The sequence below is a fragment of the Terriglobus sp. TAA 43 genome (assembly GCF_000800015.1).
Taxonomy (GTDB): Bacteria; Acidobacteriota; Terriglobia; order Terriglobales; family Acidobacteriaceae; genus Terriglobus.
Genome location: NZ_JUGR01000001.1, coordinates 2,776,431 through 2,793,669, shown reverse-complemented (window position 1 = coordinate 2,793,669; position 17,239 = coordinate 2,776,431). Strand labels below are relative to the sequence as shown.

Sequence of the window (17,239 nt, the reverse complement as noted above, 5' to 3'; positions counted from 1 at the left end):
TACTTATCGTCTTCCATGCTGCTTCTGAGCTTAGGTAAGAAACCTAACGGTATCAGCAGCGCTTTCAGGCGGTCATTCGTGTGCGCAGCGAAGAATCCCAACGCATCCTAGCGCAGCGACAGTTTCAAACCCTTCCAGCCACACACCTAAGCCAGCTTCGCGAAGTGAAGCTCATACGTCCGCAAGGTCGTCATCCTGAGCGGAGCCGAAGGACCTGCATTCCTCAACACCACTACAACGCATCAAGAAAACAAAAAGGCGGATGGCAATCGCCATCCGCCTTCACGTCCTTACGACGATTACAACAACTCAAACGCATACACTGTATCGCCCGAAGCCGCGATCACGTACTGATGTCCATCCAGAACAAACGTCTGCGGAGCATTCGTGATGCTGCCAATGTGCGCGTGCCACAGCGGATTGCCATTCGCCGTATCGAATGCCACCAGGTTGCCCGAACCGTCGCCGCTGAACAGCAGACCACCAGCCGTCGCCAGCAAACCGCCGCCGCCCGTGCCCTGTCCATACAGCGCATGACGCCACCGCGCCTTGCCCGTCTTGTAGTCGATACCCGAGATGTAGTTCGAGTACGTACCGATGGAAAGCTCATCCTTGCCACCCAATCCCATAGCGCCACGCGGATCAGGATCAGTCAGGAACGCCTCGGAGAATCCGTTGTTCTCATACTGGTACAGCAGACCCGTCTGCGGCGAATAAGCCGGAGGCTGCCAGTTCACAGTACCGCCCGAAGCCGGTGAGATAAGGCTGCCACCAATCGAAGCATCCTTAGCCGGATCAGGATACGGTCCACCACGTGGCGTCAGCTTGTTCGACCAGTTCGTCGTCTCGCCATACTTCGTGGTCAACAGATGCTCACCCGTCACACGATCCACCACAAAGAAGTAGCCGTTACGAGCAGCCGTCACAGCCAGCTTCCGCTTGCGTCCGTTGAACACACCGTCCACCAGCACCGGCGTCTGCGCGGAATCGTAATCGTGCGTGTCATGCGGCGAAGTGGACATGTACCACTTCAGCTTGCCGGTATCCACATCCAGCGCCACCAGCGAGCAGGCGTACAGATTGTCGCCGTCGCCGCGGTTGCCGTTCGTCCAGCTCGGCGTGGGATTGCCCGTGCTCATGATGTAGTAGTTCGTCTCCGGGTCATACGCACCCGTCACCCAGGTACCGCCGCCACCATGGCGAGCAGCATCCAGGTTCTTCCACGAATCAAGACCGGGATCGCCAGCATTCTGCGGCGTCACGTACCACGTCCACTGCAGCTCACCAGTCTCAGGATCAAACGACTTCAAAAAGCTCGGCGCATCAATGTCGTTACCCACGCCTGCAATTACATGGTTCTTGATCACAATCGGCGCGGGTGTGGCGAAGTATCCGCCCTCCACATCGGCCAGCTTCTTATGCCAGCGTTCCTTGCCCGTCTTCACTTCCAGCGAAACAAGATAGTCATCCGGCGTCTCGAAGAAGAGATAGTCCTTATATAAAGCAACGCCGCGATTGCCAATGTGCGTACCGCCACGCGTCTTCCAGTAGTAGTGCCACAGCACTTCACCGCTGCGTGCATCCACGGCATAGGTGTTGTCCGGCTGCGTCACATAAAGGATGCCATCGTGCTGCAGGATGGTGCCCTTGATACCGCCAGCACCCAATCCGCCGGGGCCTTGGCCACCAGTGATCAGCGTAGGACGAACCTTGCTATAGCCGGTTAGCGGCGCAAGCCCGTCACCCGGCGTCATCTTCGACGTCCACGCCAGCGTCAGGTGCTTCACCGTCTGCCGGTTCACAGCCGTCAACGCACTGTAGCGGCGCGCGGTGTAATCACCGTTGTAGGTCAGCCACTCGTTCTGCAGAGGCTTTGCGATATCCGCATTGGTCACGTTCTGCGCTGGCGCCAAAGGAGCCAGCAACAGGGCAGCAGCAAAAGTTAGGAGTCGTCGCGCCATCACTTCAGGGTCACCAGGTAAGCCGTTATGTCGTGAATGTCTTTGTCTGTGTACTTGGGCAGCAGGCTGCGATGCGCATCCAGCGGATCTTTCACCACCACCTTCGGCACCGCGCCATTGCGCTCAAACGTCTGCTGCGTGCCGTCTTCCACCTTCAGCGTCACCAGGAAGTCATCCACGTGAATCAGTGTTCCGCTCACCGCCGCCTTGCCCGGTTCCGTGACGGTCGCCGTCACCACAACCGGCGTCGCGCCCAGGTAGGTGCCACGCAGCCACGCAGCCTGCAACAGCTTGGGCGAAGCCACCTTCTTGGCAAATCCCTTCAGATCGCCCTCCGCAGAGTGGCAGGAGCCGCACGTCTTCGCAAACGTGGCCTTACCCACAGTCGCATCGCCCACCACAATGTTTGGCTGCTTCTGTGCGTCATACGGTGCGCGTCCCTGGCTTCCAATCAACGCCAACATGCTGCGAACGTAAGCACCCACAGCCAGGGCATCGGCATTGGAAATGTCGACCTTGTGCGTCTGCATGCCGGTCCACTGGCCCAGCATGATCGGCGTCAGGTGATCGTTGCCATGATCGGTCAGCGCAGGCTGCGAACGCAGAATGTTCACACCCGTATCCGTTCCGCGCAGATCGTCCGCGTGGCAGGAAGCGCATTTCTGCGCATAGACCTGCTTGCCGTGTTCCACGGCCTTCGGGTCTTCCGCAGGACGCTTCGGTGCCTGGTTAAACGTAGACGTTTCGATATGCTGCGCTGCCGCATAAGGCGCGCACGCTGCAACCGTAAGAAGAAATGCACCCGCTGCAGAGAGACGGTGAACACTTCGGTTGAGATTCCATTTCCGCATTCAGAAAGTCCTTGGCAAAGAAACAGTGTTGCGTCGTTCGAGAGGAGTTAGCGCTTGGAAAGATCGCGAATCCAGATGTCCTTAAACTGCATGTTGCCCGCGCCGCCTGCATGAAGCTGCAGCGCAAGCTTTCCATCGGGAGCGCCCGGCTTCGGATCGGTGAAGTCCACCATGGGCACGCCGTTCAAACGCGAACGATAACGATTGCCGATGACCTCAACAAGATAGTCGTTCCACTCGCCCTTGCGCACCACGCCCTCATTCTCAGGCGACGGCCAGACCACCCAGCCACGGCCATCTTCGGCATACACGCCAGCCGTGTGGTGCATCATCGTGCAGTCAATCTCAAACTGCATGCCCGTCTTGGCATCCACGCCATCGAAGCTCGTGTGGAAGAACACGCCGCTGTTGCCATCGCCCACGCACTTGAAGCGCAGCGACAACTGAAAGTCCTTGTAGTCCTTGTCCGTCTCCAGGTAGCCGTAGGCCTTCGTCAGACCCTTGCCGTGCAGAATGCCATCGCCTTCCACGGTCCAGCTCTCCGCACCAATCGGCGTCCATCCGGTCAGGTCCTTCTCATTAAAGAGCTGGATCCAGTCCATGCCAGGACGAACAGGCTTGGGTGCGGCCGTCTGCATCTGCGTCGTCGCGGTCACACCGGTCGACAGAAGAAGGGCCGTTACACCCGCAATGCGCACCGCTGTGCGACCAAACGAAGAGCGAAAAGCAAAAGCCTGGCCCATGTGCAGGAACCCCGGAAAAGGAATTAATTAAACGAGCAAAATAAGCATACATGCAGCCCTACACGGCGCAATACCCTCGCCCATAAACTCTGTAAGCACAATGCCCCGCCGCGGGAAGCGTGCCAGCATGCGAAGCGAACCTGGGATATAGCGCGATAGCGCGACCACGCGAAGCGTCGAGAACGGTACGAAGTACCTTAAACCCCGACCGGCGGCGCGACCTCCACCAATCCTTCGCTGCTCTTCCCCGGTTTGTGGCCATTCAGCGCAAAGAACAGAACATACGCGTAGCAAACCAGCACCACCAGGAAACTCGGCTGATAGCCATAATGGTCGGCCACCCAGCCCTGAATCTCCGGCACCACCGCGCCGCCCACAATCATCATCACCAGCAGCCCCGAAGCCTGGCTCGTGTACTTGCCAAGTCCTTCAATCGACATGGGGAAGATGCACGGCCACATCACCGAGTTATAAAGTCCGCACGAAACCACTGCCCACATCGCAGGCGAACCATGCCCCAGAATCGCCAGCGTGATCGCCAGCACGCCAAACGCGCTCACAAATGCCAGCGCATGCGACTGCTTCACATGCCGCAGCGCAACAAAGCCGATGAAACGCGCCACCATCGCGCCGCCCCAGTACAGCGACACATACTTCGCTGCCTGCAGATGCGGCATGCTGCCCATCGAAGGCTGCCCGAGGTAGTTGATGATCAGGCTGCCCACGGTCACTTCCGCGCCGACGTAAAAGAAGATTCCCAGCATCCCAAACCGGAGCTGCCGAAAATCCCACGCACTCCCTTGCAGTTTCTCGTGCGCCTCCGCCTGCGGAATTAGTTCCGGCAGATGCACCAGTCGCACCACCAGCGCCATAGCAAACGCCATCAGCCCCAGCACCACATACGGCATCCGCACACTGCGAGCCAACTCAGCCGTCGTCGCACCAGCCGCCACAAAGATGAACATCGCGCCCACATGCGGAGCCAGCGTTCCGCCCAGCGAATTCAATCCACCCGCCAGGTTCAATCGCGAAGCAGCCTTCGAAGGATCACCCAGCGCGCTGATGTACGGATTCACCGCCACCTGCAACAGCGCCAACCCGCAACCCACCACAAACAACGCAAACAAAAACAGCGGATACGTAATCAGCAACGACGCCGGCAGAAACAGCATCAATCCGCAGCCAATCACAGCCATCGCCGCGATCATGCCATTGCGATAACCAATGCGCCCCACAATCTTGCCCGAAGGAATCGCCAGCAGAAAGTACGCTCCGAAGAAGGCGAACTGCACCAGCAGCGCCTTCACATTCGTGAGCTGAAACAGATCCTTGAAGTGCGGCACCAGCACGTCATTCATCGCAGTGATGAAACCAATGCCACCAAACAGCGCAACAATCAGCGCCAATTGAACCGTGTACTTACCTTCCGCTGCTGCGGCCGAGGTGCGAACCTCACCGTGACTCGAAATCGCCAACGCCCCTCCAGGAGAAACCGTGCCTTAACAATGCGTGCTTGGTTCGCAGCTTACCTGAACACGCAACAGACACGAAATATCGCGGCGTAACGTCAGCGGTTCCCTCTCGTCGGCAAATCAGGAAACGCAATGATGCGCTGGTCGAGCGGCAGCGCGTTTTCGACTCGACGAGGAGCAGGCAACACGCGATGAGCAATGGCAGTCCCCTTCGCCTCAGCTTCATCAAAAGCCTCAGTGCTGGGTATCTGTCCAGTGACTGAGAAGGAGTCGATCGCGTAGGGCAGCCCGTTCGAAGCCAGCGATGAAGGCTCAGCCATCAGCTGGAAATGAAGATGAGGCGCAACCGAATTGCCGGTATTGCCGACCAGCCCAAGAACCTCGCCAGGATGAACCTTCTCGCCTTCGTGGACGCGAATACTGCGAGGCTGCATATGCGCGTACATCGCAAAGACATGGCCGCCAAGCCGCGGATCATCAAGCCGCAGAATCACCGAGTTCCCATCCGCCTTATCCAGCGAGATGCCCTCGGGATACTTGCCAGGAGTCTGTTCCGGAAGATCATCCACAACAGAAACAACCGTAGCGTCGGCAACGGCAAGCGCGGGCTTACCGAAGATCGTGTAGCTCTTGAGATTCTCACGAGGCCCGGAATAGATCCTGCCCTGCGAATCCAACTGCTCCCAATCCACAGCGAAGCGCTGAGCCAACCACACATGATTGTTCACTCCCAGCGCGGCCCGCATGTGACGACTCGAATCGCAACACGAGTCAGCCGAAACATAATTGCCACCAGCCAGAGGAGGATGAATAACCGCCACCGTCTGTCGAGACGGCACAGTCTCACCTCCGGCCATCACGAGGTGTTGAAACGCAGGCGGTGCCGCAGCAATGAACGTCGTGACGCGATGCGTCAGACGACGCGGAACAGCAGCACCTCCAGGCAGCGTGATGTGAACAAAGAGAAGCGCCTGCGAGCTTTTCGCCAGCGTACCCGTTGCGTCGCGCAGCCCCACAGGCTGCAAACGAGTAGCAACCGTCTTGGCGTCCATCGTCTGAATGACTGTACCGTCGCCAAGAATATCGACACTCTGCACAGCAATGTCACCGCTGGAGAAGTTCAACATCCACAGCTCGTACACAAGGTGCGTGTTGCCATCCGACCCAGTAAAGACCACCGGAGCATCTTGCACTGACAGAATGAGAGGCGTGGGCTTCTCAGCTGCATGAGCCGCAGTCAGTGCCAATGAAAGAGTGAGTGCAACACCAACCATGATCCGATGAAGCAATCTGCAGAGAAACATGCGGTAGTTCTCCAGGCAACTCGCGTACTTGCTTCGCAGCTTACCTGAAAGCCCCCACACCGCTTCTAAATTTCACGCGCACCGTTTTACAGTTTTTCGATATCAGGCAGAACCCACGTCTTCTCGAAGAGCGCCTCAGTCGGACCATACAACCGGAACATCACTTCGAATTGCCGCGACGGATCAGTCGGAACCCAATTCGCATCCTTACCGCTGGGAGCCTTCGGCCCAAAGTAGATATCTACCGATCCATCCGCGTTCTTCTGCAACGTCGTGTCATTCGAAGCGCGGCTTGCACGATCAAGATTCTTCACCAGTGCATGCGTCTCACGGTCATACACCGTCGCCGACCAATACTGCTTCGTCGGCGGATCAGCCGGCACATGCAGACGGTACGTGTTCTTGCCCTCGAACGTATCGCCGTTCTTGTCCTTGCTCTCCATCAGATAGAACTGCGCCTTGCCCAGCCGTTTGATCCCGATGTAGCCCAGCGAATAAGTCAGCCCGCGAGCATCCACAGGATAGATATCCGTTTCTGCATAACCTGATGATCCAGCTCTGACAAGATCCGGCATCGCAGGCAAAGCCCATCGCGCGCTAGAAAAGAACGGAGGAAACCCGGCCTGATAAAGCCCATCGATGTAAGCATGCGCGTCCACAGCCGCACTCTTCAAAGCATCGGTCATTGCCGGATCCGGATGAAAGGGCTTGCCCTTCTCAATGCCAATTGTCTTCAGTACATCAATCATCGCCTTGTCACGCGTCTGCCAGGGCTCGATCTGAACGATGCGGTCAAGCGACCGAAAGAACCGAACGTCAAAAGGAATCGTCGAGTCGTAGAGTGTGTCCTTCGCATCCGTAAACTTCGTCTCTGCCGGACGCGACGCCCGACCAAGCGGATAGACCTTCAACCGTCTCCCATATGCCTCAGCCTTCGCCACGTCCTCATCACTGTGGCTGGGGAGGTTGGACCGCAACAGCGCGTAACCGCCATACGTCTCCGACCGCAGCGGAATATACCCATCAGGAATTTTGTCTTTGTATCCCGGCGGCAGCACCAGGTACTTCCCTCCCTTACCCTGATCCGCCCCCGCCGGCCCCACATCTTCCAGTGGCATTTGCCATACGGTCACAATGTTTGCGGCAAACGACCCCGTATCCGCAGGAGGAACTTCAATCACCACCGGCCCTGCATCCCGCGTATTCGTGAAGATCATGAAATACAACGCATCAGGATTCGGTGTCAGCGTCTGGTTCTTCCACGTCACAGGCTTTGACCAGTACACAACCTCGTTCTGTTTCGACGAAGTCTTGTGGAGCATCTCCTGCAGCATCAGGTCGTAGTTCACAGCGGGCATGCCCCAGATCACCGCCTGCATAGCACGCGCATGAAGAACAGACGCGTTTACATCACCACCCGCATTCTGACCTGACATCGGCGTCTCCTGTTTCGTGTGCTGTTCACATGCAACGAGCGAAAGCATGAACAACGTAACGAAGATCGATCGCGCTACTTTGGAGCGCATACTCACCATCGTTTTCTCCTGGAAACATTCCTGCGTCCCTGCTTCAGACCGTTCAGATCAAAAAGCTCCGCCCTACTTCACTTCAACAAAATCCGCAGGCTTCCAACTGCCATCAAACGCACCCTGCTCCGGCCCATAAATGCGGAAGTAAGTGAACCATCCCTTGCCGGGAATCGTTTTGATCCACTCGTTCTCATGACCCGCCGGTGCTGTCGGCCCAAAGTAAAGTTCCGTTGGCTGCGTCTTTGAAATGTTCTTCAACTCAAACATCGATCGCAGCGCCGCCTTCCCTTGATCCGTCGCCACCTGGCTGCGCGTGTCCGTGTCATACACCGTCACTGACCAGAAAAGTTTTCCCGGCACCGGCTGCGGCACACTCAGCTTGTAGCTCTTGCCGCCATCCAGCGTGTTGCCATCGCTGTCGCGCGCACCCAACCAATAAAGCGACCCCGCCATCGGGTCGCGCCGGAACATCGCATGCGACGCGCCAATCGCCTGATAGAACCACTTATCCCTCGCTACCAGGTCGTTGTAAGTCGCCGTATTGAAATCGCCGTCTTCATAGCGCAGCGCCGCCCATTCCCACTTGCGGTCCGGCCACACCACACGGTCGGGCCTGCGGTCGTTGAACGACTCCACACGCATCTGCCCGTTCGCAATCTTCGCTGCCTTCTCCAGAATCGAGGTCATGCGCGCATCCGGCTGGAACGGCTTGCCCTTCTCAATCCCCAACGCCGCCAACTGGCCATACCAGAAGTGAAAGCGCTGATTCGGAACCTCCGAATTGATCACCTCATACAGTTGCTGCCAGTACTGAATGTTGCCTTCCCATGCCAGCGGAGTCGTGTCCTGCGGCATCGGCGTCAGGTCCAGCCACTGCAATTCAGGCCATCCCGGCGTCGGCTTCAGCGGATGCACCTTCGTCGTCTTGATGAGCGCAATCGCCCCCGCCACATCGCCACCCACCGGCAGCGAACGAATGCCCACCAGCATCATGTTCGACGGCGAATTCGCCACACGATATCCCGCCGGCACAGCGTCCTTGTAACCCGGCGGCAAAAACACCACCTTGTCACCCTGACCATGCGCTGGCCCCGGTATTCCAAGATCAGCAATCCAAAGCTGATTCACATCCATCGCAATGCAAATCAGCGGTCCTGGCGGCAGCTCAATCACCATCGGCCCATTCGAAAGATCAATCAACGCGGGCGCATACGGCGTATCGGAATTAAGCGTGTAGCCAACATGCTTCGGCTTCGTATCCAGCGTGCCAAAAACCTTGTTCGGCACAATGCCCAGCTTCAAGTTGCCGACAAAGATCGCGTGACCAGACACCGTGGGATAGAAGAACTTATAAGCCTCAACCGCACGATTCAGATCGTTATCGTCATAGGCTTTCGTAGCCGCATCCTGAGTCGCAAACCCACGCTCAAACGCGTAGGGTCCAGCCGCATCTTGCGCAGGCGTCGTATCGGACTTGGGCTTCTCACATCCTGTAAACGTCAGTGCCATCAAAGCCACTCCCACAGTCAACCAACGACTCGCTCGCTGCATACGTTTCTCCTGAAAATTAGGAAACGAATCTTCCGGTTTCCCCACGTCCTTGCAGTGACATTGGTAAACCCTCTGGATAGGCGGGAGTACTGTTAGAAACGACAGGCCACACCTTCGCCTTCCATGCGCCTGTGCGGGCGCGCAGAGGAGCCACCCACGCGGAAAAACTGTTTATTCCAAAATTCCGTGGTCGGTTTGTAGAATTGGTGTCCAGCCGTTCGTCGACTAGTAAAGGCGGCCAATCCCCGACCCCGCCTGACCGAGGTGTGAGATGTCGTTTTTCCGCGATCTGAAAGTTGCCGCACGTTCCCTGGCGCGTGTTCCTGCGCTATGGATTACAGTCGCCCTCACGTTGGCATTGGGCATCGGCGCCAACGCTGCGATCTTCAGCGTCGTGCGTGCTGTGCTGCTTCGTCCGCTGGCGAATAACGATGAGGCCCGACTGCTGTATCTCCGCCAGAGCGCCCCGGGCCTCGGCCAGGACAACGCAACGTTCTCGGTCCCTGAAATCAAAGACATCGGCACCGGTCTGAAGTCCATTAAGGAGCTGGGCACATTCTCCGAGGTCGATTTCACGGTCGTTGGCCTCGGCACGCCACGAGAAATTCCGGCAGGCGTAGTGGATGGAAACTACTTCGATGTCATGGGTCTGCACCCCGTGCTCGGACGTCTTCTCACTCCCGCCGATGACGGCCAGAATGCCGCCGGAGCCATCGTGCTCACCTATCACTTCTGGAGAGCATCGCTGCACTCCGATCCCACCGTGATCGGAAAAACTGTCCGATTGGAAGGCCCCACCGGCGCACGATCCGCGACCGTGGTCGGCGTGCTGGAGCCATCCGTCCCCTATCCCGTGTCGACTGAAATCATCGCCAACCTCGTCACCAGCCCGCATCACCTCTCCGCTACCATGGTCACGGGCCGCGAGCATCGCATGACCGAGGTCTTCGCGCGCCTCTCCCCCAACGCCACGCTGGACAACGCACGCGCAGAACTGCGAACCGCATACGGCGCAATGGTGTCCGCACATCCTGAGGTCTACAAGGCGGAAGACCACTACCAGATCGACGTAACGCGCATGCACGATCAGATCAATTCGCGCGCCAATACCATCTTGTGGATACTCTTCGCGGCTTCGGGTCTGCTCTTCGTCATCGCAAGCTCAAACGTCGCCAATCTTGTGCTCGCACGAACGGTGCGCCGCGAATCAGAACTCGCAATACGCTCGGCACTGGGTGCGAGCCATGCTGCACTGCGCCGCTCTCTGTTGGCCGAAAGCCTCATCCTCTGCGGCAGCGGGGCAATCGCGGCAGTCGCCCTCGCTATACCAATGGTCGCCGTACTCGGTCGTTATGCATCGCGCTTCTCCGTCCGCGCCAATGACCTCACACTCGATTTCAGCATGGTGTGGTTCGGCATTGCGCTCGCGTTGGCAGCGGCGGTCTTTCTCGCATTCATTCCACGCCTCCCATCAGCAGACTCACCACAAGGTGGCCTCACCGGTCGTGGAGCACGCATCGCTGGAGGCAGCAGTCGTCGCCTCCGCATCTTCGCAGTAACGCAGATCGCAGCCTCCTTCCTGTTGCTTGGCGGAGCATGCGTGCTCATGAAAACTCTCTTCGTGCTGGAGCAGACGCGCCCGCCCTACGATTCGGCCAACGTTCTCGCAGTGAATCTTCCACTTATGTCGTTCGGAAAAACACCTCTGCAGGTGGATGAGTTCTATCGCGAAGTGCAACGTCGTGTGAGCGCGCTGCCTGGCGTCGAGCACGTGTCATCAGGCTTCGGCACACCCTGGCGCGACGATCGTGGCCTCGGCATCAGCTTTCAATTCGCTGCAGAAGGCGCCAAGCGCGACAACGGCGAAGACTTCCGCGCAAAGTTCCGAGTCGTGTCGCCGGGATTCTTCGATACCTTCGGTGTACCGCTGAAGGAAGGTCGCGACTTTAAAGACAGCGACCGCGACGGCTCCGAACGTGTCGTCATCATCAGCCAGAGCCTCGCCAAAATGCTTTACCCCGGACAGGACGCGCTCAACCGTACCGTGCGCTGGACAGACGGCGTCATCAAGTTTGTTGGCATCAGCCCTGAGCCAAGGCGAATCATCGCCGTGGTGCCCGACTTCGACGACGAAAACATCATCCCCGCACCGGCCATGACGATCTATGAGCCCGTCGAACAGGAACAAGGATGGACAGGCCGTCTCTTCGTACGCACCAAGCAGGACGCGTATTCCGTGGTCCCCGCCATCACACAAATCGTTCATGATCTATCGGCAGATCAGCCCGTTGAAAAGGCCAGCACACTCGGAGACGTGCGCGCAGAAGTGCTCACACCCGATCGCCTCAACGCGATTGTCTTCGGCGGATTCGCCGCCGTGGCCCTCTTAATCTCCGTGGTGGGCGTAGCAGGCGTTCTCGCATTCTCTGTCAGCAGCCGCACGCGCGAGTTCGGAATCCGCATGGCAATGGGCGCTCTACCGCGCAACATTCTCACCAACGTTCTGGCGGAAGGCCTCACGATGGCCGGCATCGGTGTGGCCGCAGGCGTGGTGATAGGTTTTGCACTCACACGCATCGTCGCCAGATACGTTACAGCGATCCATCAGCCTGGCTCACTCGCATTCGTCGCATCCGCCATAGCCATTCTCGCCGCAGCCATCATCGCATCCGCCATTCCCGCGGCACGTGCCGCAAAAGTCGACGCCGCGGAAGCACTACGTTCCGAATAACTCGCCATTCCCAACAAAAATCGAAAACGATCTCATGACGATTGAAACAGTGAGGCCCGCAAACGATGCGGGCCTCATTCATTTCGCTTACTCAGAGTCTTACTTGGACCAGGGAGGAACCACACCATTGACGCGGGCATAAGCGATGGACTGGCCCAGATGCTCATGCTGATCCGCAATCAGTAGCATCACCGCATCCTGTTTGGTCATATCTCGTCCAAACAGTTTGACCGAAGACTTCAGATCGCTATCGGAAAGCCCGCGAATAGCACTTTGCAAATCTGCGTAAGAGGACTTCAGCGCATCCTGCAGTTTGGTCGGATCGGTGATCGGAGCGGGTTTGGATGCAGCTCCAGAAGCGCCGGTGAGAACCCGCGTCAACATCCCGTTTTCAACCACGATCAGATTCAGCACCTCTCCCATGGAACGCACTCCGGGGCCGGGCTTCCAGTCATATTTGTCAGCCATGACTCGAGCAATTCCGGTGAACTTGTCAGAGAGCTTGCCCGCATCCGACGCATAAGCGCTCTGAATGCCAGAAGCGGATTGTGCCTTCATCCCCGGCACGGCGAATGCGAGAAGAAGGACTAGTACAGACGCGATAGGGACAAGGCGCTTGATCTTCAAGGTTCAGCCTCTTTCTGCCCAATGTGGGCGACAACACGGTTCAGCGAAACGGTAACAGAAACGTACCGGCTTTACTTGTTAGGAGTGACGTGAGGATTGGCAAAATGTACCGTTATCGCTGCGGATCGGATCATTTTTATTCGTGGCCTCACCCCCGTGAGCCTAAACCCGTGTGTCAGCCCATCGCTCGCCCATTTCAATGGAAGGCGATGGCGAACTGCACTTAGTCGCACAAGCAGGATTTGCCCTGATCAAAGGTTCAACTTTTCTTACAGCAAGTTCCATGTACGCTAACCACCATGGAAGTCCATCTCATCGACGGCACGTACGAACTCTTCCGCCACTTCTACGCATGGCCCTCCATGCGCGATGCCGACGGCAACGAAGTCGGTGCAGTGAAGGGTGTACTCGCATCCATCCTCGCCATGGTGAAAGAAGGAGCCACACACATCGGCGTAGCCACCGATCACGTCATCGAATCCTTCCGCAACGATCTATGGCCCGGCTACAAAACCGGCGAAGGCATCGATCCCGATCTGTGGCAACAATTTCCGTTACTCGAAGAAGCGCTGCAGGCGATGGGCATCGTCACCTGGGCCATGACGAATGAAGAGGCAGACGACGCACTCGCCTCCGCAGCCCACATCGCTGCACTCGATCCGCGCGTCACACGCGTGCTCATCTGCACACCAGACAAAGACCTCTCACAATGCGTGCAGGGCACACGCGTAGTGCAGATGGATCGCCGCAAACGCGAAATCCGCGACGAAGCAGGAGTCATCGCAAAGTTCGGAGTCCCACCTGCCTCGATCCCCGACTATCTGGCCCTCGTAGGCGACGCCGCAGACGGCTATCCCGGCCTGCGCGGATGGGGAGCCAAAGGCACCGCCGCTGTCCTCGCAAAATTCGGCCACCTCGAAGCCATCCCCAAAGACATCGCAGACTGGCAACTCGCCATCGCCAACCCACGCGGCATGAACGAGACCCTGCGCACCAACTGGGACAACGCCATCCTCTTCCGCACCCTGGCCCGACTCAAAACCGACCTGCCCCTCTTCACCAACGTCGACGAACTCCACTGGACCGGCCCCACACCCGCCTTCGAAGCCATAGGAACCCGCCTCGACAAGGCCAAAGTCACCAAATCCCCAAAGCAACGGTAAGAAGACCGATTGTGCTGGCCGAGATAAGCTCACTCATGACGCAGTGTGGCTTGTGGGTCCGTCGCGGACGCACGCCGAGCCGGAATCCAACAAGCGACCAACGCCACCAACATAAGAAATAGTGGCGTCAATGTGAAAGATATGGCGTCATAGGCCGTTATCCCATTCTGCAAACTCGCAGCGACCTTCGATGCGGCGAGAGCCATCGGAAAGCCGATCGCCAATGCGATGACCGTACGCGCTATCCCATAACGAACGATCAAGCTCTGTATCTGGCCCATAGTTGCGCCAAGTGCCAGACGAATTCCCATTTCCTTCGTCCGACGCTCAACGGTATAGCTCATCACACCGTAGAGCCCCACAGTAGCGAGCAACAGACCAGCAATACCGAATACTCCGAAGATGGTCGACTCCGCTCGTGGAATGATCAACGAATCCATGATCTGTTCCGCCATCTCTTTTTGATGGAAGATGGCAAGCGATGGGTCGACGGAGTGCACTTCCGCCTGGAGCGCGTTAGCCACTTGGGCTCCGTTTCCCTGGTAGTGAACCATCAGAGAATATCCAAGCAGCGGCGCCGAAGTGCCCATATTCTGCTCCAGGGCTTCATACACAATGGGTGGGTTGTCTTCGAAATTCATCATCGTCGACTTGCTGTTTTTCACGACACCGATGATCTCGTAGCTGACAGGCGTTTGTGGGCTCGCATCCTTCGGTACCGTCGGCGTCAAATACTGACCTACCGCACGGCGATCCTTAAACATCCGGTGGGCGAATGCTTCATTCACGATCATCTGTTTAGGGCCATCCGGCCCTGCGCCGTTGAAGTTCCTGCCCTCTATCTGCTGGATACCCATGGTGGCGAAGTATCCCGGTCCAACATCGTAAACATCCGCTTCAGGGTCAAGCCCAAGGTCTCCAGGTTGTCCCACGTGATGAAACTTCTTCGACTTCATGGCGATCGAAAGAGGCGTGGAGTCTGTCCACGCAGCCGATGCAACTTGAGGCATCGCCATCACACCGTCCAACACACGTTTCAGAACCAGCGGGACCTGCTCCGCTTTGTATCCGTTGTGGACTGGATCGATGGAAAGCACGCGGACTCCATCCATACGAAGTCCAGTATTGCCATTGGTCAGCTTGAGCAAGCTATGAAGATAAAGCGATGTCGTACACAGCAAAACCATGGTTGCAGCGATCTGCACCATCACAAGCACATCGCGCATGGCCCAGCGACGTCCCGGTTTCTCCAAACTGCTTTCACCTTTCAATGCATTTGGAACCGATGGTCGTGTTGCCGCAAGCGCCGGGCCTAGTCCGCATAGCATCCCGGCCACTACGCTCAACACAAACGCGTACCAAAGCACCACCGTGGATATGTTCAGGGTGAGGTCAATCGGCAGATCGACTGGCATGTGAAAGTACGTAAGCGCGCGCATCGCCAGCACACTTGCACCAACGCCGACCACACCACCGCCAAGGGACAAGACCAGGCTCTCGAGCAGCATTGGCTGTATGAGTTGCCACCGCGTCCCACCCAAAGCAATGCGTATGGCCATCTCCCTATGCCTCGCCATCGCTCGTGACAACAGCAGATTCGTAACGTTGGAGACTGCAATCGCCAATACAAGCAGGGCGATCCCCATAACTGCCGCCACGAAGGCAGCGATGTGCACCCACGCCTCAGCGGGTAAGCTACCTGCTTGCTCACATCGCAGCTCTCGTTCCTGCATCTCCTTCGGAAACGCAGTCGCAAGGCGCTGCGACACAGAATTCAATTCCGCCTGCGCCGTTGCTCGGTCCACTCCCGGAGCGAATCGGGCAATAACATTGACTAGCTCGCTATCCGTTTCTTGAAGAAATCCCAGGCTCGCTTGCTGGCTCAGCGGTATCCAGAAGTCCGCAACCTGCATTTGCAAGGTTCCACGAAATTTAGGCTTCGCTACACCAATCACAGTGAATGGCTTTCCAGACAGGAACACCGTGTTGCCAATCACTCGATCGTCTGCATTGAAGTAAATCCTCCACAGGTCGTAGCCCAACACGATCACGGGAGAATACACATCGCGGCTTCCAAATCCCCGGCCGAGCGTCATCGGAACTTGAGTGACATCGAAGTAGTTCTGTGTCACGCTCTGGCCCCACGCCCGCCTTGGTTCTCCTCTGCCCGTAAGGGCCACCTGGATATGTGACGTGAAGGCAGCGAGATCCGAAAACGATTTAAGTTGTCCCCGCAGGCTCTCGTAAACTTCCGCGTAAATCAGCTGTGCACGTTGCCCATGTTGATCGGTTGGATAAACACTCATGAGCTTCGTAGGGTCTCCAACCGGGGGACCCTGCAGTGCGATTTTGTCCACGCCCGAAAAGACAAGCGCGTTCGCGGCGATTCCAATTCCAAGCGAGATCATCACGGTCAGTGCCGCGGAAGGCGCGCTGATGAGCTTTCTCAGCACATAACGCAGGTCTCCCCACATGTGCTCAATCCAAAGGAAACTACTTTCCCGCCAAACTTCTTCACGTACTCGATTTACGCTTCCGAATTTCAGGTGTGCACGCCGCCGCGCTTCGTCCTTGTCCATGCCACGGGCAATGTTCGCGTCGATCTCTTCTTCCAGATACAGCTCGATCTCTTGTTGCAATTCCAGATCAGCCTGCTTACGCCGAAAGAATCTCTGCCATCTCATCGGCCACCCACCATGCGCACGTGTGATTCGCCCATCATCAATCCGCAAGCCATCATGTCCCAGGTTCTCTTCAGCATCTCGCGGCTGGACGCTCTGCCAACGCTCATTGCCTCTCCCCTAGAACTTCGATGGAAAACATCCTACACCAGTAGAACTTCTAGGGGAGAGCAAAATCGCCGCCGGGTGCTCGTCACCTTGAAAGGTGTTTTTGAAATCAAAAAGAGGAACTACCAGCCCAACCTGCTTTTGAAGGAAGCAGGAGATCGGTCCGCGACAATTATCCTGCGTAGGCTCAAAGCAGCGTCTCAGTTTTCGTAGAAGCCTCATTTCCCCGTGTTCATATCGACCCTGACTGGCCACGGAAACCTGTCAACCCCCTACATCACCTAAAGCCATCAAATAAAAGCAAATAGAGTTGGCATGGTATTTCTTCCAAATCACTAAAATAGAAATAGGAAGAACAAAGAGCCAACTCTGAAGGGCGTAACCCCTTTAGAAAGACGATTTTGCCCCTAACTCCAATAGGCAGACGATTTTACAGCCACTCAGAACCCTAACCCCAATAGAAAGACGATTTTAGAAAAACAGGGAGGAGGGGGAGGGGTTACCCATCTACAATGACC

At 57.1% G+C, this 17,239-nt stretch carries 11 protein-coding genes; 2 read left to right on the top strand and 9 right to left on the bottom strand.

Annotation, left to right across the window (positions count from 1 at the left end; all coding sequences use genetic code 11):
• Positions 1–299 precede the first annotated feature (299 nt).
• The 7 genes from M504_RS11910 to M504_RS11880 form a co-directional block, all read right to left on the bottom strand.
• Complete coding sequence (locus M504_RS11910; protein WP_047491580.1) at positions 300–1,961, bottom strand: acido-empty-quinoprotein group A; 1,662 nt, start codon at positions 1,959–1,961, stop codon at positions 300–302.
• Positions 1,961–2,812, bottom strand: coding sequence for a c-type cytochrome (locus M504_RS11905; protein ID WP_047491577.1), 852 nt, complete (start codon positions 2,810–2,812; stop codon positions 1,961–1,963). The genes M504_RS11910 and M504_RS11905 overlap by 1 nt, the downstream gene beginning before the upstream one ends.
• A 47-nt stretch (positions 2,813–2,859) precedes the next feature.
• Positions 2,860–3,555, bottom strand: a complete 696-nt coding sequence (locus M504_RS11900) for a DUF1080 domain-containing protein (protein WP_052200660.1) — start codon at positions 3,553–3,555, stop codon at positions 2,860–2,862.
• Positions 3,556–3,752: 197 nt separating this feature from the next.
• Positions 3,753–5,030 (bottom strand): sugar MFS transporter, encoded by a 1,278-nt coding sequence (locus M504_RS11895; RefSeq protein WP_047491574.1) that lies wholly within the window; start codon positions 5,028–5,030, stop codon positions 3,753–3,755.
• Between the two features lie 92 nt (positions 5,031–5,122).
• Complete coding sequence (locus M504_RS11890; protein WP_052200659.1) at positions 5,123–6,331, bottom strand: M23 family metallopeptidase; 1,209 nt, start codon at positions 6,329–6,331, stop codon at positions 5,123–5,125.
• 86 nt (positions 6,332–6,417) lie between these two features.
• On the bottom strand, positions 6,418–7,857 hold the full coding sequence (locus M504_RS11885) for a DUF1254 domain-containing protein (RefSeq protein ID WP_232296264.1): 1,440 nt from the start codon (positions 7,855–7,857) through the stop codon (positions 6,418–6,420).
• Between the two features lie 72 nt (positions 7,858–7,929).
• Positions 7,930–9,411 (bottom strand): DUF1254 domain-containing protein, encoded by a 1,482-nt coding sequence (locus tag M504_RS11880; RefSeq protein WP_047491571.1) that lies wholly within the window; start codon positions 9,409–9,411, stop codon positions 7,930–7,932.
• 271 nt (positions 9,412–9,682) lie between these two features.
• On the opposite strand from M504_RS11880, the gene M504_RS11875 reads away from it, so the two are divergent.
• Positions 9,683–12,142, top strand: coding sequence for an ADOP family duplicated permease (locus tag M504_RS11875; protein ID WP_047491569.1), 2,460 nt, complete (start codon positions 9,683–9,685; stop codon positions 12,140–12,142).
• A gap of 99 nt (positions 12,143–12,241) precedes the next feature.
• Here the strand turns inward: M504_RS11875 and M504_RS11870 are convergent, their stop codons facing one another.
• Positions 12,242–12,769: a DinB family protein gene (locus M504_RS11870; protein ID WP_047491567.1), complete on the bottom strand. Its 528-nt coding sequence runs from the start codon at positions 12,767–12,769 to the stop codon at positions 12,242–12,244.
• A 299-nt stretch (positions 12,770–13,068) separates the two neighbouring features.
• Here M504_RS11870 and M504_RS11865 point away from each other — a divergent pair, with 299 nt between their 5' ends.
• On the top strand, positions 13,069–13,932 hold the full coding sequence (locus M504_RS11865; RefSeq protein ID WP_047491564.1) for a 5'-3' exonuclease H3TH domain-containing protein: 864 nt from the start codon (positions 13,069–13,071) through the stop codon (positions 13,930–13,932).
• Positions 13,933–13,961: 29 nt separating this feature from the next.
• Here the strand turns inward: M504_RS11865 and M504_RS11860 are convergent, their stop codons facing one another.
• Complete coding sequence (locus M504_RS11860) at positions 13,962–16,616, bottom strand: ABC transporter permease (protein WP_052200658.1); 2,655 nt, start codon at positions 16,614–16,616, stop codon at positions 13,962–13,964.
• Positions 16,617–17,239: the final 623 nt, after the last annotated feature.